The 24,064-nt window shown below is 65.9% G+C and carries 20 protein-coding genes; 14 read left to right on the forward strand and 6 right to left on the reverse strand.

Translation table 11 applies throughout. The features are described 5' to 3' along the window. Positions 1–28: 28 nt before the first annotated feature. Complete coding sequence (locus ACUTAF_RS05835; protein WP_445579090.1) at positions 29–382, reverse strand: PA2779 family protein; 354 nt, start codon at positions 380–382, stop codon at positions 29–31. 171 nt (positions 383–553) lie between these two features. Between ACUTAF_RS05835 and ACUTAF_RS05840 the strand changes: the two genes are divergently transcribed. The 4 genes from ACUTAF_RS05840 (at position 554) to rluB (ending at position 4,761) form a co-directional block, all read left to right on the forward strand. Further along, positions 554–1,768, forward strand: coding sequence for a tryptophan--tRNA ligase (locus ACUTAF_RS05840; RefSeq protein ID WP_445579091.1), 1,215 nt, complete (start codon positions 554–556; stop codon positions 1,766–1,768). Positions 1,769–1,899: 131 nt separating this feature from the next. Then, positions 1,900–2,598, forward strand: a complete 699-nt coding sequence (locus ACUTAF_RS05845; protein WP_445582407.1) for a segregation and condensation protein A — start codon at positions 1,900–1,902, stop codon at positions 2,596–2,598. After that, positions 2,595–3,380 carry an SMC-Scp complex subunit ScpB gene (gene scpB, locus ACUTAF_RS05850; RefSeq protein WP_445579092.1) on the forward strand — a complete coding sequence of 262 codons (786 nt, stop codon included), beginning with the start codon at positions 2,595–2,597 and terminating at the stop codon, positions 3,378–3,380. Before ACUTAF_RS05845 ends, scpB begins: the two co-directional genes overlap by 4 nt. Positions 3,381–3,603: 223 nt before the next feature. After that, a complete protein-coding gene (rluB, locus tag ACUTAF_RS05855) occupies positions 3,604–4,761 on the forward strand; it encodes a 23S rRNA pseudouridine(2605) synthase RluB (RefSeq protein WP_445579093.1) in 1,158 nt (385 codons plus the stop codon). Between the two features lie 201 nt (positions 4,762–4,962). Here the strand turns inward: rluB and ACUTAF_RS05860 are convergent, their stop codons facing one another. The 5 genes from ACUTAF_RS05860 to ACUTAF_RS05880 form a co-directional block, all read right to left on the reverse strand. Beyond that, a complete protein-coding gene (locus tag ACUTAF_RS05860; RefSeq protein ID WP_445579094.1) occupies positions 4,963–5,889 on the reverse strand; it encodes a GGDEF domain-containing protein in 927 nt (308 codons plus the stop codon). Between the two features lie 240 nt (positions 5,890–6,129). Continuing rightward, complete coding sequence (locus ACUTAF_RS05865; protein WP_445579095.1) at positions 6,130–6,870, reverse strand: YciK family oxidoreductase; 741 nt, start codon at positions 6,868–6,870, stop codon at positions 6,130–6,132. A gap of 95 nt (positions 6,871–6,965) precedes the next feature. After that, positions 6,966–7,637, reverse strand: coding sequence for an N-acetylmuramic acid 6-phosphate phosphatase MupP (gene mupP / locus ACUTAF_RS05870; protein WP_445579096.1), 672 nt, complete (start codon positions 7,635–7,637; stop codon positions 6,966–6,968). Beyond that, entirely contained in the window at positions 7,637–8,335 is a 699-nt protein-coding gene (ubiG, locus tag ACUTAF_RS05875; RefSeq protein WP_445579097.1) for a bifunctional 2-polyprenyl-6-hydroxyphenol methylase/3-demethylubiquinol 3-O-methyltransferase UbiG, read from the reverse strand. Before ubiG ends, mupP begins: the two co-directional genes overlap by 1 nt. Before the next feature lie 171 nt (positions 8,336–8,506). Continuing rightward, a complete protein-coding gene (locus tag ACUTAF_RS05880) occupies positions 8,507–9,826 on the reverse strand; it encodes a TRZ/ATZ family hydrolase (RefSeq protein WP_445579098.1) in 1,320 nt (439 codons plus the stop codon). A 294-nt stretch (positions 9,827–10,120) separates the two neighbouring features. On the opposite strand from ACUTAF_RS05880, the gene mtnA reads away from it, so the two are divergent. The 10 genes from mtnA to ihfB all read left to right on the forward strand — a co-directional run bounded on the left by mtnA (position 10,121) and on the right by ihfB (position 23,847). Beyond that, positions 10,121–11,197, forward strand: coding sequence for an S-methyl-5-thioribose-1-phosphate isomerase (gene mtnA, locus ACUTAF_RS05885; RefSeq protein WP_445579099.1), 1,077 nt, complete (start codon positions 10,121–10,123; stop codon positions 11,195–11,197). Positions 11,198–11,589: 392 nt separating this feature from the next. Further along, positions 11,590–14,352 (forward strand): DNA gyrase subunit A, encoded by a 2,763-nt coding sequence (gene gyrA, locus ACUTAF_RS05890; RefSeq protein ID WP_445579100.1) that lies wholly within the window; start codon positions 11,590–11,592, stop codon positions 14,350–14,352. Between the two features lie 124 nt (positions 14,353–14,476). Then, the gene (serC, locus tag ACUTAF_RS05895) at positions 14,477–15,562 is read left to right on the forward strand and encodes a 3-phosphoserine/phosphohydroxythreonine transaminase (protein WP_445579101.1); all 1,086 of its coding nucleotides are present in this window, start codon (positions 14,477–14,479) and stop codon (positions 15,560–15,562) included. 1 nt (position 15,563) lies between these two features. Further along, positions 15,564–16,658 (forward strand): prephenate dehydratase, encoded by a 1,095-nt coding sequence (pheA, locus tag ACUTAF_RS05900; RefSeq protein ID WP_445579102.1) that lies wholly within the window; start codon positions 15,564–15,566, stop codon positions 16,656–16,658. Positions 16,659–16,697: 39 nt separating this feature from the next. Next, positions 16,698–17,318, forward strand: coding sequence for an adenylyl-sulfate kinase (cysC, locus tag ACUTAF_RS05905; RefSeq protein ID WP_445582408.1), 621 nt, complete (start codon positions 16,698–16,700; stop codon positions 17,316–17,318). After that, entirely contained in the window at positions 17,315–18,424 is a 1,110-nt protein-coding gene (gene hisC, locus ACUTAF_RS05910; RefSeq protein WP_445579103.1) for a histidinol-phosphate transaminase, read from the forward strand. The genes cysC and hisC overlap by 4 nt, the downstream gene beginning before the upstream one ends. Beyond that, complete coding sequence (locus tag ACUTAF_RS05915) at positions 18,421–20,661, forward strand: bifunctional prephenate dehydrogenase/3-phosphoshikimate 1-carboxyvinyltransferase (RefSeq protein ID WP_445579104.1); 2,241 nt, start codon at positions 18,421–18,423, stop codon at positions 20,659–20,661. The genes hisC and ACUTAF_RS05915 overlap by 4 nt, the downstream gene beginning before the upstream one ends. Further along, complete coding sequence (gene cmk, locus ACUTAF_RS05920; RefSeq protein ID WP_445579105.1) at positions 20,658–21,323, forward strand: (d)CMP kinase; 666 nt, start codon at positions 20,658–20,660, stop codon at positions 21,321–21,323. The genes ACUTAF_RS05915 and cmk overlap by 4 nt, the downstream gene beginning before the upstream one ends. A gap of 149 nt (positions 21,324–21,472) precedes the next feature. Beyond that, positions 21,473–23,155, forward strand: coding sequence for a 30S ribosomal protein S1 (rpsA, locus tag ACUTAF_RS05925; protein WP_445579106.1), 1,683 nt, complete (start codon positions 21,473–21,475; stop codon positions 23,153–23,155). A 407-nt stretch (positions 23,156–23,562) separates the two neighbouring features. Continuing rightward, the gene (ihfB, locus tag ACUTAF_RS05930; protein ID WP_129483565.1) at positions 23,563–23,847 is read left to right on the forward strand and encodes an integration host factor subunit beta; all 285 of its coding nucleotides are present in this window, start codon (positions 23,563–23,565) and stop codon (positions 23,845–23,847) included. The last annotated feature ends 217 nt before the right edge of the window (positions 23,848–24,064 follow it).

The raw sequence follows: 24,064 nt of genomic DNA on the forward strand, positions 1-24,064 counted from the left end.
GTAAGGGCGGGAACGGCCTTTGCCGGTCTCAGAGGATCAGCACCACCAGGATCGCCACCAGCAGGATGATGACGAAGTCGGTGCCGCTCAGCGCGCCGGCTGCCGGCAGGCTGTCGATGCGCTGCGACAGCGTGGCGATCTCCGCCGGCGTCATCGCGTCGACCCGCTCGCGCGCCAGGTCCGGCGCCACGTCCATGCTCTGCAGGGCTTGCTGCACGTTGTCGCGGGCGAGGAAGGCGTCGACCTTGGCGCGTTCGGCCGAGACGCTCTGTTCGGCGAGGATTTCCTGAGTACCGATCATTCCGGCCTGGGCGGGCAGGGTAGCCGCTAACAGGCAGGCGAACAGCAGGCCGGTGAACAGGGAGAAGAGGTTCTTGTTCATGGTGTGCTCCCGAGCGATGGTGGTTGCACCGGCACCACGACCCGCGGGGACGTTCGCCGGCATCAATGATTCGACTCGATGGCCGACTCGCCGGTTCCGTCGGCAGTTTTCCGTTCGGTGCCCGGCTGCCCTATACTTCGCGGCCTTGTCTGTTGCTTTAGGTAGAACGGTTTGAGCCTTATCGACTCCGAGCGGCGCGTACTGTCGGGCATGCGCCCCAGCGGTCGTCTGCACCTCGGGCATTACCACGGCGTGCTGAAGAGCTGGGTCAAGCTGCAGCACGAGTACGACTGCTTCTTCTGTATCGTCGACTGGCATGCGCTGACCACCGATTACGCCGATGTCGGCCAACTGCCGCAGCACGTCATGGACATGGCGGTGGACTGGCTGGCGGCGGGCATCAGCCCCAGTTCGGCCACCCTGTTCATCCAGTCGCAGGTGCCCGAGCACGCCGAACTGCACCTGCTGCTGTCGATGATCTGCCCGCTGAGCTGGCTGGAGCGCGTGCCTTCCTACAAGGAGCAACTGGAGCGCCAGGCCGGCAAGGACCTGTCGACCTACGGCTTTCTCGGCTATCCGCTGCTGCAGGCGGCGGACATCCTGCTGTACCGCGCAGGCGTGGTGCCGGTGGGGGCGGACCAGCTGCCGCATATCGAGTTCGCCCGCGAAGTGGCGCGGCGCTTCAACCACCTGTACGGCAGCGAGCCGGATTTCGAGCTCAAGGCCCTGGCCGCCATCGGCAAGCTCGGCAAGAAGGCCGGCAAGCTCTACACCAGCCTGCGCAAGGCCTACCAGGAGCAGGGCGACGCCGAGGCGCTGGAAACCGCGCGGGCGCTGCTCAAGGAACAGAGCAACATCACCCTGGGCGATCAGGAGCGGCTATTCGGTTATCTGGAAGGTGGCGGCAAGATGATCCTCGTCGAGCCGCAGCCGCTGCTGGCCGAGTCGTCGCGCATCCCGGGGCTGGACGGGCAGAAGATGGCCAAGTCCAGCGGCAACGCGATCTTTCTGCGCGACAGCGATGCCGAGCTGGAGGAAAAGCTGCGGCGCATGCCCACCGATCCGGCGCGGGTGCACCGCGACGACCCGGGCGAGCCGCAGCGCTGCCCGGTGTGGTCGCTGCACCAGCTGTATTCCAGCGACGAGCAACTGCACTGGGTGATGGGGGGTTGCCGCAGCGCCTCGATCGGCTGCCTGGATTGCAAGGGCGCGCTGTGCGCGGCGCTGCAGAACGAGCTGACGCCGTTGCAGCAGCGTGCCATCGACTACGAGGACAGCCCCGACCTGGTGCGCAGCATTCTCGCCGAGGGTGCCGAGCGCGCCCGCGACGAGGCCCGTGACACCCTGGCCGAGGTGCGCCTGGCCATGGGCCTGAACTACCGGTGAAGGAGCCGCAGCCGATGAGCGAACCCGCCGCGGATGGCCAGGCCGGCGCCCAGCAGGAGCTGCCCTTCGCCCTGGTCTACGGCGAGGCGGTCACCGAGCTGCCGCTGGACCTGTATATCCCGCCGGACGCCCTGGAGGTGTTTCTCGAAGCCTTCGAGGGCCCGCTGGACCTGCTGCTGTACCTGATCCGCAAGCAGAACATCGACATCCTCGATATTCCCGTGGCGGAAATCACCCGCCAGTACATGGGCTACGTCGAGCTGATGAAGTCGGTGCGTCTGGAGCTGGCCGCCGAATACCTGGTGATGGCCGCGATGCTCGCCGAGATCAAGTCGCGCATGCTGCTGCCCCGTTCGAGCGAGGCCGAGGAGGAAGAGGACGACCCGCGCGCCGAGCTGATCCGTCGGCTGCAGGAGTACGAGCGCTTCAAGGCGGCGGCCGAGGGGCTGGACGAGCTGCCGCGGGTCGGTCGCGACGTCACGGTGCCGCGCCTGGACGCCCCCGAGGCGCGTGCGCGCAAGCTGCTGCCGGAGGTCGGTCTGGAAGAGCTGTTGCTGTCGATGGCCGAGGTGCTGCGCCGCGCCGACATGTTCGAGAGCCATCAGGTCACCCGCGAGGCGCTGTCGACCCGCGAGCGCATGAGCGAGGTACTCGAACGCCTCAAGGGCGGCGCCTTCGTGCCCTTCGTCGAGCTGTTCGCCGCAGAGGAAGGGCGTCTGGGGGTGGTGGTGACCTTCATGGCGGTGCTCGAATTGATCAAGGAATCCCTGGTCGAGCTGGTGCAGAATGAGCCCTTCGCCGCCATCCACGTCCGAGCCCGAGCCGAATGAACCTCTCCGACCCCCGCGAACTGGCCCAGTTGCTCGAGGCCTTTCTTCTGGCTTCCGGCAAGCCGCAGTCGCTGGAGCGCCTATACGAGCTGTTCGAGGAGGGCGAGCGGCCCGAGCCGGCGCAGTTCAGGGAGGCCCTGGAGGTGCTGCGCCATTCCTGCGAGGGGCGCGCGTTCGAACTCCGGGAGGTGGCCTCCGGTTACCGTCTGCAGGTGCGCGAGCGCTTCGCGCCTTGGGTCGGTCGGCTGTGGGAGGAGCGTCCGCAGCGCTACTCACGCGCGCTGCTGGAAACCCTGGCGCTGATCGCCTACCGCCAGCCCATCACCCGCGGTGAGATCGAGGACGTGCGCGGCGTGGCGGTGGGCAGCAACATCACCAAGACCCTGCTCGAACGCGAGTGGATTCGCGTGGTCGGCTACCGCGACGTGCCCGGGCGCCCGGCGATGTTCGCCACCACCAAGGGCTTTCTCGACCACTTCAACCTCAGAAGCCTCGACGAGCTGCCGCCGCTGGCCGCGCTGCGCGAGCTGGAAGCCGAGCCCGAGCTGGCGCTGGACGACGAGGCCGAGGTGCCGCCGGGGCTGCAGGCGCGCGCCGATCTGGCCTTGCAGGACGAGGCCCAGCCCGCCGAGCCGCGCGAGGAAACCAGCTTCCGCAGCCTGCTGGCCGAGCTGGACACCATGGAGCAGGGGCTCAAGACCGATTTCGACGACCTGCGCCTGGCCGAGGAACAGGGCGACGAATCGCTGGCGGACGCCGACGACGAGCAAGCCTCGCGCTGAGACGGTAACGCTCCCGAGGTGCATGGCGCTTGCGTAGGAGCTGCACCCGCGGCGAATCGTGGCCGTGCGGATCCAGGAGCTTCGCCCCGAGGCGGGGCTCCTACAATGTCCCCAGCCATTGTCTGTCCGTGCGATTGCGCCAGCCTCGTCTACCCTAAGAGCTTCGCAGCGCGTATGATTCGCGCCCCTTCGATCATCACCACTACACCGGGAGGTGCCCACGATGACTGAGCACGAACAACCGCGCCCTGCAGGCGAGAAACTGCAGAAAGTTCTGGCCCGCATGGGCCTGGCCTCGCGTCGCGAGATCGAAACCTGGATCGGCGAGGGCCGGGTCAAGGTCAACGGTGCCGCCGCGACCCTCGGTCAGCGCGTCGACAGTCATGACGCCATCGCCCTCGACGGCCGCCTGCTCAAGCGCGAGGAAATCGCCGGCTCGGTGCGCCGCGTGCTGATCTACAACAAGCCGGACGGCGAGATCTGCACCCGCGACGACCCGGAAGGTCGCCCCACCGTGTTCGACCGCCTGCCGCGGCCGAAAGAGGGGCGCTGGATCAATATCGGCCGTCTCGACATCAACACCACCGGCCTGTTGCTGTTCACCACCGACGGCGAGCTGGCCAACCGTCTGATGCACCCCTCCTACCAGATGGACCGCGAGTACGCCGTGCGCGTGCGTGGCGAAGTCACCGAGGAGATGCTCGAGAACCTCAAGACCGGAGTGATGCTCGAGGACGGCCCGGCCAAGTTCACCGACATCAAGGAAGCGCCCGGCGGCGAGGGCTTCAACCACTGGTACCACTGCGTGGTGATGGAGGGTCGCAACCGCGAGGTGCGTCGTTTGTGGGAGTCCCAGGGGCTGGTGGTCAGCCGTCTGAAGCGCGTGCGCTTCGGTCCGGTGTTTCTTACCTCCGAGCTGACCATGGGCCGCTGGCGCGAGATGGATCAGCGTGAGGTGGATATCCTCAGCGCCGAGGTGGGCCTGGCTCCGCAGGCGTTGCCGGCAATGAAGGAGAAGGTGCGCGACAAGCTCGATCGCCTGCAGCGCAAGTCGGCCAAGCCGGTGGAAGTGCGGGCCAAGCGCGTGCTGCGCCCGGCCAGGGACGAGGCGGCTGGCGAGACGGCGCGCCCGGCTCGTGCGCCGCGTTCGCAGGGAGGGGAGCAACGCCCGCAGCGCGCGCCGCGCAAGGACAGCGGCGAGCGTCGCGAGGGTGGTCGCGGCACGCCGGTGGCCGAGCGCCCGAGTGATGTGAAGAAACGTCAGCCGCGTCCGGCGGTGGAGCTGGCTGATCGGCCAGCGCGCAAGCCGCGCCCGGCCACGCCGAACAAGCGCCCGCCGGCCGGCGACGGCCAGCGCCCAGGGTTCGGCCGCAAGCGCTGATCACCAGCCGCGAAAAAGGGGCCTCCGTATGGGGCCCCTTTTTTGTGTCCCGCCATCTGTGGCGACCGCCCTTCGGGTCGGCGCTGGCGGCGTTGGACATCGCTCCTGGCGAGTGATCAATCCGCGGCATCCGCAGATTGCATCCGGGTTACGAAGCAGCGCGCATTAGCTGCACTTGCAGTTTGAGGTGCGCGGCTGCGCTTATCCCGCCATGGTCAGGCGGTTGCGCCCCTCGCGTTTGGCCACGTAGAGGGCGTTGTCGGCGCGATGTAGCAGGCTTTCGCAGGACTCGCCCGGCAGCAGGCTGGCACAGCCGAGGCTGATGGAAACCTCGACGGGTCGCCCGACGATGAGGCATTGCATCTCCATTACCGCATGACGCAGACGCTCGCCGACCAGTGCCGCGGCTTCGCGGCAGGTATTGGACAACAGCACGAGGAACTCCTCGCCGCCGTAGCGAAACACCATGTCGACGTTGCGCAGCTGATTCTTCAGGGTCAGCGCCACGGCCTTGAGCACTTCGTCGCCCTGGACGTGACCGTGGCTGTCGTTGATCTGCTTGAAATGATCGATATCCAGCATCAGCACCGATAGTGGCTGCAGGCTGCGGCGGGCCAGCTCCACCTCGCGCTGCAGCACCTGGTCCATGGCGATGCGATTGCCGGTATCGGTCAACGGATCGCGCAGCGCACTCTGCAGCGCGTTGCGGTAGAGCAGGGCGTTGCGCAGGGGAAACAGCAGGCAGGCCAGCAGCGATTCCAGCTGCACCAGCTCCTCGTCGGCGAAGCGCTGCTGGCGGCGGAACGTCAGCTCGCCCAGGTATTCCCCCTTGTGGCTCAGGCGATAGCCGGCCGAATGCGGCGCGCGCTCCCCCAGCTCCAGGCGCAGGTCATGCGCGCAATGGAGGTAGGTCAGGGCATTGAGCGGCACCAGTCGCTGCACCTCGCGAAAGAACAGGCTGAGGATGCGTTCCGCGTCCAGGCTGGTCTGCAGTTGCAGGTTCAACTGCTGACGCAGCTCGGCCAGGCTGGCAGGCCTGAGCGGCAAACTGCGGCTGCCGGTGAAGCCCAGGCGCCGGAGTTTGGCGGCGTCGAAATCGATGGTGTTGGTCTGGCTGGGGGGAACCATGGAGCTGAACCTCTGGCGCTATGGTGCGACAAGAGGCTTAGAGCGAAATCCATGCCAGAGGGTTCAAATAAGAAGAAAATCTCGTGAAGTCAGTCACTTAGATGCAGTGGCAAACGGCCATCTTGCGCCTTTTGCCGGTTGTCTGGTGCCGAGGGTGGCAATGTGATGCCGTTCACGTCTTGGGGCGGCAAATTTCTGTCGTGGCAGGACCCGGCAATTCGAGGCCGGGTCGCACGCACGCTACTGGGCGTCGAACGCCTGGCCGTTGACGCCCTGGCTGTCCGGCCCCAGCAGGTAGAGGTAGACCGGCATGATCTCTTCCGGCGTCGGGCGGGTGGCGGGGTTCTCGCCCGGGTAGGCCTGGGCACGCATGGCGGTGCGGGTGGCGCCCGGGTTGACGCTGTTGGCGCGTACGTTGCTAATACCGTCCAGTTCGTCGGCCATCACCTGCATCAGGCCCTCGGTGGCGAACTTGGAGACCGCGTAGGCCCCCCAGTAGGCCCGGCCCTTGCGTCCGACGCTGCTGGAGGTGAATACCACCGAGGCGTCCTGGGACAGCTTGAGCAGCGGCAGCAGGGTGCTGCTGAGCATGAACATGGCGTTGACGTTGACCTGCATCACGCGCATGAAGTTGTCGCCGGACAGCTGTTCCAGCGGCGTGCGCGGGCCGAGGATCGAGGCATTGTGCAGCAGGCCGTCGAGGCGGCCGAACTCGTTCTCGATCATCGCCGCCAGCTCGTCGTACTGATGTGGCAGCGCGGTTTCCAGGTTGAAGGGAATCACCGCCGGCTGCGCATGGCCGGCGGCCTCGATCTCGTCGTAGACCTGGTTGAGGTTGGCTTCGGTCTTGCCCAGCAGCAGCACGGTGGCGCCATGGGCGGCGAAGCTCTTGGCGGCGGCCGCGCCGATGCCGCGGCCGGCGCCGGTGACCAGGATCACCCGATCCTTGAGCAGGTCGGGGCGGGCTTGATAGTCGAACATGGATCGCTCTCTTTCTTGGGTAGGGTGGATGCCGCTCTCTGCATCCACCGGCTCTCGGTGGAAAACCCTTCGCGGTGCTCCACCCTACGACGGCTTCAGCAGCTGCACAGGGCGCGGTCGAGGACGGTGCGCAGCTCCAGCGGGTGGTCCACCACCACGTCGGCGCCCCAGTTGCGCGGGTTGTCCTGCGGGTGGATATAGCCGTAGGTGACCGCTGCGGTCCTGCAGCCGGCGGCACGACCGGACTCGATGTCGCGCTCGTCGTCGCCGATGAACAGCACCTCGCCCGGCGCCACGCCGAGGCGCTCGCAGGCCAGCAGCAGCATGTCCGGCGCCGGCTTGCTCAGCGCCACGTGGTCCGGGCAGACCAGCACCGCCGAGCGCTCGGCCAGGCCCAGGCGCTGCATGATCGGCTCGGCGTAGCGCAGCGGCTTGTTGGTCGCCACGCCCCACTGCAGGCGCGCCTGCTCGATGTCGCCGAGCAACGCCTCGATGCCGTCGAACGGACGGGTCAGTACCGCGCAATGCTCCTGGTAGCGCTCGAGGAACTCCTGGCGCAGGGCTTCGAAGGCGGCCGAGTCGGGCGCTTCGTCGAAGGCGCAGGCGACCATGGCGCGGGCGCCGCCGGAGACCTGGTCGCGGATGCTCTTGTCCGCCAGCGGCGGCAGCCCGCGCACGGCGCGCATGGCCTGGGTGATGGCGATGAAATCCGGCGCCGAGTCGAGCAGGGTGCCGTCCATGTCGAAGAGAACCGCGCGCAGGCGCATCAGTCGTCCCTCAGCGTCTGGATCATGTAGTTGACGTCGACATCGGCCGCCAGTTTGTAGTGCTTGGTCAGCGGGTTGTAGGTCAGGCCGATGATGTCCTTGACCTCCAGGCCGGCTGCGCGGCTCCAGGCGCCGAGTTCGGAGGGTCGGATGAACTTCTTGAAATCGTGGGTGCCGCGTGGCAGCAGGCGCAGCAGGTATTCGGCGCCGATCACGGCGAACAGGTAGGCCTTGGGGTTGCGGTTGATGGTGGAGAAGAACACCTGGCCGCCGGGCTTGACCAGTTTGTGGCAGGCGCGGATCACCGATGACGGATCGGGCACGTGTTCGAGCATCTCCAGGCAGGTGACCACGTCGAACTGCTCGGGCATTTCCTCGGCCAGGGCTTCGGCGGTGATCTGCCGGTAGTCGACCTCGACGCCGGATTCGAGCTGATGCAGCTGGGCGACCGACAGCGGCGCCTCGCCCATGTCGATGCCCGTCACCGTCGCGCCGCGCTGGGCCATGGCCTCGCTGAGAATGCCGCCGCCGCAGCCGACGTCCAGCACGCGCTTGCCGGCCAGGCCGACGCGCTCGTCGATCCAGTTCACCCGCAGCGGGTTGATGTCGTGCAGGGGTTTGAATTCGCTCTCGCGGTCCCACCAGCGGTGGGCCAGGGCCTCGAATTTGGCGATTTCTGCGCGGTCGACGTTGCTCATAGGGTTCTCTGCAAAAGCCTTGAATTCGGTGTGCCGCCCATGTTGCCAGTTTCGGCGGCGGCGTTGGGCGGCGCGGGGACTCTCAATGTATGTCAGTTTGTCGCAGTGATCGTGCCCTTGCAGCCCGGATGCAACCCGGGCGGGCTGGTATCGTCGCGGATTTCATCCGGGCTACTTCTTGGCGATCTTCGCGCCCCAGGCCCTGGCCCGCGCGATCAACTCGTCTTCGTCCATGCGCGTCAGGCGGCGCTCGTCGAGCAGTTGCTTGCCGCCGACCCACAGGTGCTTCACGCAATCGCGGCCGCTGGCATAGATCAGTTGCGACACCGGGTCGTACACCGGCTGCTGGGCGAGGCCGGAAAGATCGAAGGCCACCAGGTCGGCCAGCTTGCCGACCTCCAGCGAGCCGATCTGACCCTCCAGACCGAGCGCGCGGGCGCCGTTGAGGGTTGCCATGCGCAGCGCTCCGTGGGCATTCAGGGCGGTGGCCGAGCCCGCCACGGCCTTGGCCAGCAGGGCGGCGGTACGGGTTTCGCCGAGCAGGTCGAGGTCGTTGTTGCTCGCCGCGCCGTCGGTGCCGACGGCGACGTTGACGCCGGCCTGCCACAGGCGTTCGACCGGGCAGAAACCGCTGGCCAGCTTGAGATTGGATTCCGGGCAGTGGATCACGCTGCTGTTGCTCTCCACCAGCAGCTCGAGGTCGCTCTCGTCGATCTGGGTCATGTGCACGGCCTGGAAGCGCGGGCCGAGCAGGCCGAGACGGGCTAGGCGCGCCAGCGGCCGCTCGCCGTGCTTGGCGAGGGCGTCGGCCACTTCCTGAGCGGTCTCGTGCACGTGCACATGGATGCCGGCGTCCAGCTCGTCGGCCAGCACGCGGATCTGCTCGAACTTGTCGTCGCTCACTGTGTAGGGCGCGTGCGGGCCGAAGGCGATGCGGATGCGTGGGTGCTGCTTGAGGTCGTCGAACAGCTGCAGGCCCCGGCGCAGTGCCTCGGCGGCGTCGCGGGCGCCGGGAACGGCGAAATCCAGCACCGGAATGCTGATCTGCGCGCGGATGCCGGCCCGGTGGACGCAGTCGGCGGCGGTCTGCGGATAGAAGTACATGTCGGAGAAGCAGCTGACGCCGCCCTTGAGCTGTTCGGCGATGGCCAGGTCGGTGCCGTCGCGGACGAACGCCTCGTCGACCCATTTGCCCTCGGCTGGCCAGATGTGCTCGTGCAGCCAGGTCATCAGCGGCAGGTCGTCGGCGATGCCGCGCAGCAGGGTCATGGCCGCATGGCAATGGGTGTTGACCAGGCCGGGAGCGAGCAGGCAATCGGCCAGTTCGCGCACTTCCAGGGCAGCGTGGCGCAGGGCCTCGGCGCGCGGGGCGAGCAGGGCGATGCGGCCGTCGCGGATACCCAGGGCATGATCGCGCAGCACCACGCCAGCCGGTTCGACGGGCACCAGCCAGGTGGGCAGGAGCAGGAGGTCGAGAGGGGCTTCGGGCATGGTGGGCTGTCCGTCTGGCGTGAAGGCTGCAAGAAAGTTCGCCAGTGTATAGAGGAACGCCTGCTGCTTGAAGCCGGTCGGGCGCGCGGCACCTGTATCCAGGGCTCGTGCGAAGCTGAAAGACCGATATGCATTGCGATGAGGCTCGCTGCGCAGGGGTGAATGGCGCCTGGCGCTTGTTCGCGAATCGCTCGCTCCAGCAGGGTTCAGGCGCTTGCGCTGGATTCTTCGGCCGGCGCCTGCTTGTCTGCGTATAATCCGCGACTTTTTTGATTGCGAAGGGCGAGGTGTGCGATGCGCGAGCAACTGCTGGCGGCGGAGAAGGTTCAGGCGATCGACTGGCGCGATGGGGCCCTGTACCTGCTCGATCAGCGCCTGTTGCCGCAGCGCCAGAACTGGCTGCGCTTCGAGTCGGCGGCGGCGGTGGCCGCGGCGATTCGCGACATGGTAGTGCGCGGCGCGCCAGCCATCGGTATTGCCGCGGCCTACGGCCTGGTGCTGGCCGCCGGGGCCCGGCTGCAGGCCGGCGGCGACTGGCGTGAGGCGCTGGAGGCCGACTTTGCCCGCCTGGCCGAGTCACGGCCGACCGCGGTCAATCTGTTCTGGGCGTTGCAGCGCATGCGCGAGCGCCTGCAACGGATTCGCAACGACGAGGACGCGCTGGGGCAGCTGGAGGCCGAAGCCGTCGCCATCCATGTCAGCGATCGCGAGGCCAACCTGACCATGGCCCAGCTGGGCATGGAGCTGATCCGCAAGCATCAGGGCAACCCGCAGGTGCTGCTGACCCACTGCAACGCGGGCGCTCTGGCCACTGGGGGTTTCGGTACGGCGCTGGGGGTGATCCGCGCGGCTCATCTGGAGGGTCTGGTCGAGCAGGTGCAGGTCGGCGAGACCCGGCCCTGGCTGCAAGGTGCGCGCCTGACCGCCTGGGAGCTGGCCGGCGATGGCGTGCCGGTGAGCCTGAATGCCGACGCGGCGGCGGCGCACCTGATGAAGACCAAGGGCATTACCTGGGTCATAGTCGGTGCCGACCGCATCGCCGCCAATGGCGATGTGGCCAACAAGATCGGCACCTACCAGCTGGCGGTCAACGCCATGCACCACGGCGTGCGCTTCATGGTGGTGGCGCCCAGTTCGACCATCGACATGGCGCTGGAAAGCGGCGAGGACATCCATCTGGAAGAGCGCGGCGGTGCCGAGCTGCTGGAGCTCGCCGGGCAGCGGGTGGCGGCGGATGTGCCAGTGGTCAATCCGGTGTTCGATGTGACGCCGGCCGATCTTATCGACTACATCGTGACCGAGAAGGGTGTGGTCGAGCGCCCGGATAGCGCCAAGATGGCCCGGTTGATGTGTCGCAAGCGACTGCACTGATCGCCGGGAGCCTGTGTCCGCCTGTCGCGGGGCGGGGCGATGAGTGTGGGGACCTGCCCCGGGCGAAGTTGTGCTGGTCGTCCGTTGTTGTGAGGGCGCGATTCGCCGCGGGGGCGCGGCTCTTTCGGGCGGTCCGGCCCCGGCGAGGCTCCTGCGTGCGCCTGCCCTGCTGGGGTGGCGACGCCGGTTGCGGGGTAGGTGCACGGCACGCTTTGTGGTAATCTCCGGCAGTTTTCAAAGGGGCTGCTCGCGGCCACCTCCACTGCATCGAATCGTGGCATAAATCGTTGATTTATCGTGAGTCGCCGATGGCCTGAGGCCATGGCGGCGTACTCCATGGCGTTCAGGAAGAATGGCGCGGAGTTTCACCAGAAAAAGGAACCAGGCTTCTCATGGGCGAACTGGCCAAAGAAATCCTCCCGGTCAATATCGAAGACGAGCTGAAACAGTCCTACCTCGACTACGCGATGAGCGTGATCGTCGGGCGGGCGCTGCCGGACGCGCGTGATGGCTTGAAGCCGGTGCACCGTCGCGTGCTGTTCGCCATGAGCGAACTGGGCAACGACTGGAACAAGCCCTACAAGAAGTCCGCCCGTGTGGTCGGTGACGTGATCGGTAAGTACCACCCGCACGGCGACACCGCGGTGTACGACACCATCGTGCGCATGGCCCAGGATTTCTCTCTGCGCTACATGCTGGTGGACGGCCAGGGCAACTTCGGCTCGGTGGACGGCGACAACGCCGCGGCCATGCGTTACACCGAGGTGCGCATGGCCAAGCTGGCGCACGAGCTGCTGGCCGACCTGGACAAGGAAACCGTCGACTGGGTGCCCAACTACGACGGCACCGAACAGATCCCGGCGGTCATGCCGACCAAGGTGCCCAACCTGCTGGTCAACGGCTCGTCCGGTATCGCCGTGGGCATGGCCACCAACATCCCGCCGCATAACCTCGGTGAAGTGATCGACGGCTGCCTGGCGCTGATCGACAACGCCGACCTCACCGTCGACGACCTGATGCAGTACATCCCCGGTCCGGATTTCCCCACCGCCGGCATCATCAACGGTCGCGCCGGCATCATCGAGGCCTATCGCACCGGCCGCGGGCGCATCTATATCCGCGCCCGCGTCGAGGTCGAGGACATCGACAAGGTCGGCGGTCGCCAGCAGCTGGTGATCACCGAGCTGCCGTACCAGCTGAACAAGGCGCGGCTGATCGAGAAGATCGCCGAGCTGGTCAAGGAAAAGAAGATCGAGGGCATCACCGAGCTGCGCGACGAGTCCGACAAGGATGGCATGCGCGTGGTGATCGAGCTGCGTCGTGGCGAAGTGCCGGACGTGGTACTCAACAACCTCTACGCCCAGACCCAGATGCAGAGCGTGTTCGGCATCAACGTCGTGGCGCTGGTCGATGGCCAGCCGAAGACCCTGAACCTCAAGGACATGCTCGAGGTGTTCGTCCGTCACCGCCGCGAAGTGGTGACCCGGCGTACCGTCTACGAGCTGCGCAAGGCGCGCGAGCGCGGCCATATCCTCGAAGGCCAGGCGGTCGCGCTGTCCAACATCGATCCGGTGATCGAGCTGATCAAGGCCTCGCCGACCCCGGCCGAAGCCAAGGAGCGCCTGATCGCCACCGCCTGGGAGTCCTCCGCCGTGGAGGCCATGGTCGAGCGCGCCGGCGCCGACTCCTGCCGCCCGGAAGGCCTGGATGCGCAATACGGCCTGCGCGACGGCAAGTACTACCTGTCGCCCGAGCAGGCCCAGGCCATCCTCGAGCTGCGCCTGCACCGCCTGACCGGTCTGGAGCACGAGAAGCTGCTGGCCGAGTACCAGGAAATCCTCCAGCTGATCGGCGAGCTGATCCATATCCTGACCAGCCCCGAGCGGCTGATGGAAGTGATCCGCGAGGAGCTGGAGAAGGTCAAGGCCGAGTTCGGCGACGCCCGCCGTACCGAAATCGTCGCCTCGCGCATGGACCTGACCATCGCCGACCTGATCACTGAGGAAGAGCGCGTGGTCACCATCTCCCACGGCGGCTACGCCAAGAGCCAGCCGCTGGCCGCCTACGAGGCGCAGCGCCGCGGTGGCAAAGGCAAGTCGGCCACCGGGGTGAAGGACGAGGACTACGTCGAGCACCTGCTGGTGGCCAACAGCCATGCGACCCTGCTGCTGTTCTCCAGCAAGGGCAAGGTCTACTGGCTGCGCACCTTCGAGATTCCCGAGGCGTCGCGCACCGCGCGCGGCCGTCCGCTGGTCAACCTGTTGCCGCTGGACGAGGGCGAGCGCATCACCGCGATGCTGCAGATCGACCTCGAAGCCCTGCAGCAGAGCGCCGGCGCCGACGAAGAACTGGACGACGAAGGCGTGGTGATCGAAGGCGAAACCGTCGAAGTGGTGGAGGCCGAGGAAGTCGAAGAAGTCGAGGGCGAAACCCCTGAGCTGATCGCCGAACCGACCGGCGCCTTCATCTTCATGGCCACCGCCTTCGGTACCGTGAAGAAGACCCCGCTGGTGCAGTTCAGCCGTCCGCGCAGCGCCGGTCTGATCGCCCTGAAGCTGGAGGAGGGCGACACCCTGATCGCCGCCGCGATCACCGACGGTGCCAAGGAGGTCATGCTGTTCTCCGATGCTGGCAAGGTACTGCGCTTCGCCGAAAGCAAGGTGCGCACCATGGGCCGTACCGCCCGCGGTGTGCGCGGCATGCGCCTGGGCAAGGAGCAGCGCCTGATCTCCATGCTGATTCCCGAGTCCGGCGCGCAGATTCTGACCGCCTCCGAGCGCGGCTTCGGCAAGCGCACGGGGTTGGGCAAGTTCCCGCGTCGCGGTCGTGGCGGCCAGGGCGTGATCGCCATGGTCACCAGCGAACGCAACGGCAAGCTGGTCGGCGCCATTCAGGTGCAGGACGGCGAGGAGATCATGCTGATCTCCGACCAGGGCACGCTGGTGCGTACCCGCGTCGACGAGGTGTCCAGCTCCGGCCGCAACACCCAGGGCGTGACCCTGATCAAGCTGGCCAAGGACGAGATACTGGTTGGCCTGGAGCGTGTGCAGGAGCCGACTCCGGTCGAAGAGGACGAGCTGGTCGAAGGCGAGGAGGGCGTTGCCGAGAGCGCCGAAGCGCCGCTCGCCGACGCCGAGGAAGGCAGCGAGGAGTAACGGCCTCGAGGAGTAGGAGCCCGCTTGCGGACGATCATCGGAAATCGCCGGCAAGCCGGCTCCTACGTAACGTTGCAGTGGCCGACAAGGGTCGTGCCGTCATCAGGTAACGAGAGAGACAGACGTGAGCAAGCGAGCTTTTAACTTCTGCGCCGGCCCGGCCGCGCTGCCGACCGCCGTACTGGAACGCGCCCAGGCCGAGATGCTCGACTGGCAAGGCAAGGGCCTGTCGGTGATGGAGATGAGCCATCGCAGCGACGAGTACGTGGCCATCGCGTCCCAGGCCGAGCAGGACCTGCGCGATCTGCTCGCCGTGCCCAACGACTACAAGGTGCTGTTTCTCCAAGGCGGCGCCAGCCAGCAGTTCGCCGAGATTCCCCTCAACCTGCTGCCGGAAGACGGCGTGGCCGATTACGTCGAAACCGGCATCTGGTCGAAGAAGGCCATCGAAGAGGCGCGTCGCTACGGTGCCATCAACGTCGCCGCCAGCGCCAAGGCGCACGACTACTTCGCCATTCCCGGGCAGAACGACTGGCAGCTGTCGAAGAACGCCGCCTATGTGCACTACTGCAGCAACGAGACCATCGGCGGTCTGCAGTTCGACTGGGTGCCGCAGGTCGGCGATACCCCGTTGGTGGCGGATATGTCCTCGGACATTCTCTCGCGTCCGCTCGACGTCTCGCAGTTCGGCCTGATCTACGCCGGCGCACAGAAGAACATCGGCCCCAGCGGCCTGGTGGTGGTGATAGTGCGCGAGGACCTGCTCGGCCGCGCCCGCTCCAGCTGCCCGACCATGCTCGACTACAAGGTCTCGGCCGACAACGGCTCGATGTACAACACCCCGGCGACCTATTCCTGGTACCTGTCCGGCCTGGTATTCCAGTGGCTCAAGGAGCAGGGTGGCGTCGAGGCCATGGAGCGCATCAATCGCGCCAAGAAGGACCTGCTGTACAAGGCCATCGACGGCAGCGATTTCTACAGCAACCCCATCGCCCACAACGCCCGCTCCTGGATGAACGTACCGTTCCGCCTGGCCGACGAGAAGCTGGACAAGGCCTTCCTCGCCGGCGCCGATGCGCGCGGCCTGCTCAACCTGAAAGGGCACCGTTCGGTGGGTGGCATGCGCGCCTCCATCTACAATGCGGTCGGCCTGGACGCCGTCGAGGCGCTGGTGGCCTACATGGCCGAGTTCGAGAAGGAGCATGGCTGATATGTCGGAACAAGAGCTGCAGGCGCTGCGTCTGCGCATCGACAGTCTCGACGAACGCATCCTCGAGCTGATCAGCGACCGCGCGCGCTGCGCCGAGGAAGTGGCGCGGGTGAAGATGAAGGAGCTCAAGGAGGGCGAGTCGCCGGTGTTCTACCGGCCCGAGCGCGAGGCCCAGGTGCTCAAGCGCATCATGGAGCGCAACCAGGGCCCGCTGGGCAACGAGGAGATGGCGCGGCTGTTCCGCGAGATCATGTCCTCCTGCCTGGCCCTGGAGAACCCGCTCAAGGTCGCCTACCTCGGCCCGGAAGGCACCTTCAGCCAGGCCGCGGCGATGAAGCATTTCGGTCATGCGGTGATCAGCGTGCCGATGGCGGCCATCGACGAGGTATTCCGCGAAGTGGCCGCCGGCGCGGTGAACTTCGGCGTGGTGCCGGTGGAGAACTCCACCGAGGGCGCGATCAACCACACCCTGGACAGCTTCCTCGAGCACGACATGGTGATCTGCGGCGAGGTGGAGTTGCGCATCCACCATCACCTGCTGGTCGGCGAGACCACCAAGACCGACAAGATCACCCGCATCTACTCCCACGCCCAGTCCCTGGCGCAGTGCCGCAAGTGGCTCGACGCGCACTACCCGAACGTCGAGCGCGTGGCGGTCTCCAGCAACGCCGACGCCGCCAAGCGGGTCAAGAGCGAGTGGAACAGCGCGGCCATCGCCGGCGACATGGCCGCCAGCCTCTACGGCCTGACCAAGCTGGCGGAGAAGATCGAGGATCGCCCGGACAACTCCACGCGCTTTCTCATCATCGGCAGCCAGGAAGTACCGCCGACCGGCGACGACAAGACCTCGATCATCGTCTCCATGCGCAACAAACCGGGCGCGCTGCACGAACTGCTGGTGCCGTTCCACAACAACGGTATCGACCTGACCCGCATCGAAACCCGCCCGTCGCGCAGCGGCAAGTGGACCTACGTGTTCTTCATCGATTTCGTCGGCCACCACCGCGACCCGCTGATCAAGGACGTGTTGGAGAAGATCGGCCAGGAGGCCGTGGCGCTCAAGGTGCTGGGTTCCTATCCGAAGGCGGTGCTCTGAGTGGAGCCCGATCATCGGCTGCCGCCCGGTCGCCGGCGCGTGGATTGCGCCGGGCGATCCCTTGCCAAGCGGCAGGAGCCATGCGTGGTCTGGTTCACCGGCCTCAGCGGTGCGGGTAAGTCGACCCTGGCCGAGGCGCTCGATCGCCGGCTGCATGCGGCCGGCCATCATACCTACCTGCTCGATGGCGACATCCTGCGACGCGGGCTCAACCGGGATCTCGGTTTCTCCGCGTCGGACCGTCGGGAAAACATCCGTCGCGCCGGCGAGGTGGCGGCGCTGATGGTCGACGCCGGTCTAATCGTCATGGCTGCCTTCATCTCGCCATTTCGAGTGGATCGCGATGCCATTCGCCAACTCTTGCCTGGTCGGTTCATCGAGGTGTTCGTCGATACGCCGCTGCAGGTGTGCGAGCGACGTGATCCAAAGGGGCTTTATCGCCAGGCGCGTGCGGGGCTGATCAGGGATTTCACCGGCCTGGACTCACCCTTCGAGGCGCCGCTGGCGGCCGAGTTGCGTATCGACACCAGCGAGCTGGAGGTCGAGGAGGCCGTTGAGCGGATTCATGACTATCTGCGGAATCGAGGTGCACTGCGGCGTGGTGCCGATGCCGACGGTTTCGCCAACAGTGTCGCATTAGAGAAGAGCATCGGTTCATGACTTGCGATTTCCTTGCCCTGGCCCAGCCAGGCGTGCAGAAGCTGTCCCCCTACGTGCCGGGCAAGCCGGTCGACGAACTGGCCCGCGAGCTGGGGCTCGATCCGGCTGGCATCGTCAAGCTGGCCAGCAACGAGAACCCGCTCGGCCCCAGCGCCAAGGTGCTGGAAGCGGTCCGCGCGGCACTGGACGAGCTGACCCGCTACCCCGACGGCAACGGTTTCGCCCTCAAGACCGCTCTGGCCGCGCGTTATGGCGTGAACGTGGCGCAGGTCACCCTGGGCAACGGCTCCAACGACATCCTCGAACTGGTTGCCCGCGCCTACCTGGCGCCCGGTCTCAACGCGGTGTTCAGCGACTACGCCTTCGCCGTCTACCCCATCGCCACCCAGGCGGTCGGCGCGCAGGGCAAGGTGGTACCGGCCAGGGACTACGGCCACGACCTGGACGCCATGCTCGCGGCCATCGACGCCAATACCCGCGTGGTGTTCATTGCCAACCCCAACAACCCCACCGGCACCTGGTTCGGCCCGGCGGCGCTGGAGGCCTTCCTGGCCAGGGTGCCGGAGTCGGTGCTGGTGGTGCTGGACGAGGCCTATATCGAATACGCCGAGGGCGATGAGCTGCCGGATGGCCTCGACTACCTGGCCCGCTACCCCAACCTGCTGGTTTCGCGCACCTTCTCCAAGGCCTATGGCCTGGCCGCGCTGCGCGTGGGTTACGCGATCAGCTCGTCGGCCATCGCCGATGTGCTCAACCGCGTGCGCCAGCCGTTCAACGTCAACAGCCTGGCCCTGGCCGCCGCTTGCGCCGCGCTGGCCGACGCCGAATACCTGGCCGAGAGCCGTCGGCTCAACGATGCCGGCATGCAGCAGTTGCAGGACGGCCTGCGTGCGCTGGGCCTGAGCTGGATTGCCTCCAAGGGCAACTTTATCGCCGTCGACTTCGGCCGCGACACCGCGGCCATCAACCAGGCGCTGCTGCGTGAGGGCGTGATAGTGCGGCCAATGGCCGGCTACCGCATGCCCAACTTCCTGCGCGTGTCCATCGGTCTGCCGCAGGAGAACGCGCGCTTCCTCGAGGCCCTGGCCAAGGTGTTGTCCGCGTGACTGTCACCGCAGTGCAATCGAACGTCCCTAGGATCGGCCGCCTGGTGGTGGTCGGTCTCGGCCTGATCGGCGGTTCCTTCGCCAAGGGCCTGCGCGAACGCGGCCTGTGCCGCGAGGTGGTGGGCGTCGACCTGGATGCCGAGTCGCGCCGCCTGGCGGTGCAGCTCGGCGTGGTCGATCGCTGCGAGACCGACCTGGCCGCCGCCTGTCAGGGCGCCGAGGTGATCCAGCTGGCGGTGCCTATCCTGGCCATGGAGAAACTGCTGGCCGAGCTGGCCAAGCTCGATCTGGGCGGCGCGGTGCTGACCGACGTCGGCAGCGCCAAGGGCAACGTGGTGCGCGCCGCGCGGCTGGCCTTCGCCGGCAAGAATGTGCGGCTGGTGCCGGGCCATCCCATCGCCGGCTCCGAGCAGAGCGGGGTGGAGGCGGCCAAGGCGACGCTGTTCCGTCGCCACAAGGTGATTCTCACGCCCTGCGAGCACAGCGACGAGGCGGCCCTGGCGCTGGTGCAGGGTTTGTGGCGCGAGCTGGGCGCGGATGTCGAGCTGATGGAGGTGGAGCACCACGACCAGGTGCTCGCTGCCACCAGCCACCTGCCGCACCTGCTGGCCTTCACCCTGGTCGACTCGCTGGCCAAGCGCAGCGAGAACCTGGAGATTTTCCGCTATGCCGCCGGCGGCTTCCGCGATTTCACGCGGATCGCCGGCAGCGATCCGGTGATGTGGCACGATATCTTCCTCGCCAACCGCGAGGCCGTGCTGCGCACCCTGGATACCTTTCGCGACGACCTCGACGCCCTGCGCGACGCGGTCGACGCCGGGGATGGGCATCAACTGCTGGGCGTGTTCACCCGCGCCCGCGTGGCCCGCGAACATTTCAGCAAAATTCTGGCCCGCAGGGCCTATGTGGACGCTATGCACTCGACCGATCTGATTTTCCTGGCAAAACCCGGTAGCAGCCTGTCCGGACGCATTCGCGTCCCCGGCGACAAGTCCATCTCGCACCGCTCGATCATGCTCGGCTCGCTGGCCGAGGGCACGACCGAGGTCGAGGGCTTCCTCGAGGGCGAGGACGCCCTGGCCACCCTGCAGGCCTTCCGCGACATGGGTGTGGTGATCGAAGGTCCGCACCACGGCCGGGTGACCATTCATGGTGTCGGCCTCAAGGGCCTGAAGGCGCCGGCCGGCCCGCTGTACATGGGCAACTCCGGCACCTCCATGCGCCTGCTGTCCGGCCTGCTCGCCGCGCAGCCGTTCGACACCACGCTGACCGGTGATCCCTCGCTGTCCAAGCGCCCGATGAACCGCGTGGCCAAGCCCCTGCGCGAGATGGGCGCGGTGATCGAGACCGGCCCGGAAGGGCGTCCACCGCTGACCATCAAGGGCGGCCAGCGCCTGACCGGCATGGAGTACGAGATGCCGATGGCCAGCGCCCAGGTCAAGTCCTGCCTGCTGCTGGCCGGCCTGTATGCTGCAGGCCGCACCTCGGTGACCGAGCCGGCGCCGACCCGCGACCATACCGAGCGCATGTTGCGCGGCTTCGGCTACCCGGTGAGCGTGGAGGGCAGCACCGCCAGCGTCGAATCCGGGCACAAGCTCACGGCTACCCGCATCGAGGTGCCGGCCGACATTTCCTCGGCAGCCTTCTTCCTGGTCGCAGCGAGCATTGCCGAAGGCTCCGAGCTGGTGCTCGAGCACGTCGGCATCAACCCGACCCGCACCGGGGTGATCGACATCCTCAAGCTGATGGGCGGCGATATCAGCCTGGAGAACCAGCGCGAGGTGGGCGGCGAGCCGGTGGCCGATATTCGCGTGCGTAGCGCCAAGCTGAAAGGCATCGATATTCCCGAGGACCTGGTGCCGCTGGCCATCGACGAATTCCCGGTGCTGTTCGTCGCCGCCGCCTGTGCCGAGGGCCGCACCGTGCTGCGTGGCGCCGAGGAGTTGCGGGTCAAGGAGTCCGACCGTATCCAGGTGATGGCCGATGGGCTGGTCGCCCTCGGCGTGAAGGCCGAGCCGACCCCGGACGGCATCGTCATCGAAGGCGGCCCTATCGGCGGTGGCGAGGTATGGGCCCATGGCGACCACCGTATCGCCATGTCCTTCAGCGTCGCCTCGCTGCGTGCCAGCGCGCCGATCCGTATCCACGACTGCGCCAACGTCGCCACTTCCTTCCCCAACTTCCTCGCCCTGGCGGCTGAAGTGGGCATCCAGGTCGCCGAAGAGGGCAAGGCATGAACGCTCCGGTCATTACGGTCGACGGGCCGAGCGGCTCCGGCAAGGGCACCCTCTGTGCCCTGCTGGCCAAGCAGCTGGGCTGGAACCTGCTCGACTCCGGCGCGCTGTATCGCCTGCTGGCCTTCGCTGCCGGCAACCACGGCATCGACCTGACCAACGAGGAGGCGCTGAAGCAACTGGCAGCGCACCTCGATGTGCAGTTCATCGACAAGCGCATCGTGCTCGAAGGCGAGGAGGTGACCGACGCCATCCGCAACGAGCAGATCGGTGCCGGCGCGTCCATGGTCGCTTCGTTGCCGGCGGTGCGCGATGCGCTGCTGCAGCGCCAGCGCGCCTTTCAGGAGGCGCCGGGTCTGGTCGCCGATGGCCGCGACATGGGTACCGTGGTGTTTCCCGAGGCGCCGCTGAAGGTATTCCTCACCGCCAGCGCCGAGGAACGCGCGCGTCGCCGTTACCTGCAGTTGAAGGCCAAGGGCGATGATGTTAATCTCGCGAGTCTTCTCGACGAGATTCGGGCGCGCGACGAGCGCGATACCCAGCGCGCGGTGGCGCCGCTCAAGCCGGCAGCCGACGCAATCCTGCTGGATTCCACCGAGCTGTCCATCGAGCAAGTGTTAGAGCGCATTCTGCGCGAGGTCGCCGATCGCGATCTCGCCGGGTAAAGAGTCGCAGCTGCTATAAGCTGATGGACTCGCAAGGAGGCATGCGGGAGACCAGTCCTAGTCCCGCAGGCCTCTTTTTACATGAACGAACCCACATTGTCTGGAGTGTGGTTTGGGCGAATCCCCGCCCTTGATCAACAGGAATCAACATGAGCGAAAGCTTTGCAGAACTTTTTGAAGAAAGCCTGAAATCCCTCGACATGCAGCCGGGCGCCATCATCACCGGCATCGTGGTCGACATCGACGGTGACTGGGTTACCGTCCACGCCGGCCTGAAGTCCGAGGGCGTCATCCCGCTCGACCAGTTCTTCAACGAACAAGGCGAGCTGACCATCAAGGTCGGTGACGAAGTCCACGTCGCGCTGGACGCGGTTGAAGATGGCTTCGGTGAAACCAAGCTGTCCCGCGAGAAAGCCAAGCGCGCTGAATCCTGGCTGGTTCTGGAAGCTGCGTTCAACGCTGAAGAAGTGGTCAAGGGCGTTATCAACGGCAAGGTCAAGGGCGGCTTCACCGTCGACGTCAACGGCATCCGCGCGTTCCTGCCGGGTTCCCTGGTCGACGTCCGTCCGGTGCGTGACACTACCCACTTGGAAGGCAAAGAGCTCGAGTTCAAGGTCATCAAGCTGGACCAGAAGCGCAACAACGTTGTCGTTTCCCGCCGCAGCGTGCTGGAAGCCGAGAACAGCGCCGAGCGCGAAGCCCTGCTGGAATCCCTGCAGGAAGGCCAGCAGGTCAAGGGTATCGTCAAGAACCTCACCGACTACGGCGCCTTCGTGGACCTGGGCGGCGTAGACGGCCTGCTGCACATCACCGACATGGCCTGGAAGCGCATCAAGCATCCGTCCGAGATCGTCAACGTTGGCGACGAGATCGACGTCAAGGTCCTGAAGTACGACCGCGAGCGCAACCGCGTCTCCCTGGGTCTGAAGCAGCTGGGCGAAGATCCGTGGGTTGCCATCAAGGCCCGTTACCCGGAAAACACCCGCGTTGTTGCCCGCGTCACCAACCTCACCGACTACGGCTGCTTCGCCGAGCTGGAAGAGGGCGTGGAAGGCCTGGTACACGTTTCCGAAATGGACTGGACCAACAAGAACATCCACCCGTCGAAGGTCGTCAACGTCGGCGACGAAGTGGAAGTCATGGTTCTGGACATCGACGAAGAGCGTCGTCGTATCTCCCTGGGTATCAAGCAGTGCAAGACCAACCCGTGGGAAGACTTCTCCGGCCAGTTCAACAAGGGTGACAAGATCTCCGGCACCATCAAGTCGATCACCGATTTCGGTATCTTCATTGGTCTGGACGGCGGCATCGACGGCCTGGTTCACCTGTCCGACATCTCCTGGAACGAAGCCGGCGAAGAAGCCGTGCGTCGCTTCAAGAAGGGCGACGAGCTGGAAACCGTCATCCTGTCGGTCGACCCGGAGCGCGAGCGCATCTCCCTGGGCATCAAGCAGCTGGAAGACGATCCGTTCAGCAACTACGTTTCCCTCAACGACAAGGGCACCATCGTCCGTGGCGTCGTGAAGGAAGTGGATGCCAAGGGCGCCATCATCGACCTGGGCAACGAGATCGAAGCTACCCTGAAAGCCTCCGAAATCAGCCGTGACCGCGTCGAAGACGCGCGTAACGTCCTGAAGGAAGGCGACGAAGTAGAAGCCAAGATCATCAGCGTCGACCGCAAGTCCCGCGTTATCAGCCTGTCCATCAAGTCGAAAGACGTCGAGGACGAGAAGGACGCGATGAAGGAACTGCGTAACAAGCAAGACGTTGAAAGCACCGGCCCGACCACCATCGGTGATCTGATCCGTGCTCAGATGGAAAACCAGAACTAAGTTCGGGTAATTCATCGAAGAAAAAAGGGCGGCCCTCGGGCCGCCCTTTTTCGTTTCTGTATCCACCAAATACCCTTGTAGGAGCCGCGCCCCGCGGCGAATCGCGGCCGGCCAGCAATATCAGCTCCTGCCCAAAAAGCCTCGCCCCGAGTCGGGGCTCCTACACCAAGCCGCAAACAACGCCTCCCTGTAGGAGCCGCGCCCCGCGGCGAATCGCGGCCAGCCAGCAATACCAGGCTCATGACCAAAAGCTTCGCCTCGAGGCATACCTCCTACACAAAGCTCCCGTTACCACAGCTAACCCCATAACTCGCTAACACCTTGTTTTTTAGGCTGTTCAAAAGCTGACCAGCATGCTAAAACCATTCTATCGAGTGATCTAGCCGCTTGAAAAAGAAGGGAAAACCATGACCAAGTCGGAGTTGATCGAAAGGATTGTCACCCATCAAGGTCAGCTGTCCTCCAAGGATGTCGAGCTGGCCATCAAGACCATGCTGGAACAAATGTCCCAGGCATTGGCCACTGGCGACCGCATCGAAATCCGCGGCTTCGGCAGTTTCTCCCTGCACTACCGCGCCCCGCGCGTGGGTCGCAATCCGAAAACCGGTCAGTCGGTGCGCCTGGACGGCAAGTTCGTGCCGCATTTCAAGCCAGGCAAGGAGCTGCGCGATCGGGTGAACGAAGAGGAATAGCGCCGCTCGGCGGCCTGATTGCGAAGGTCGTTCGTTGCCTGGCTGGTCTCGTGGCGTCAAACCTTTGTCTTGCTTGCGCAAAAATAAAAAGCATGCAAAATGTGCGGGCTATCACATTGCCAGTTGACTGGTCTCATTCCTGATTCGTCGGCGTCTTTCGTCTGCCGAACCTAGTGATCCGCACCTGGGGCTGAGTCCCCGTAGTTTTCGTCTGCGT

It is taken from the genome of Pseudomonas sp. SP16.1, from assembly GCF_052682975.1.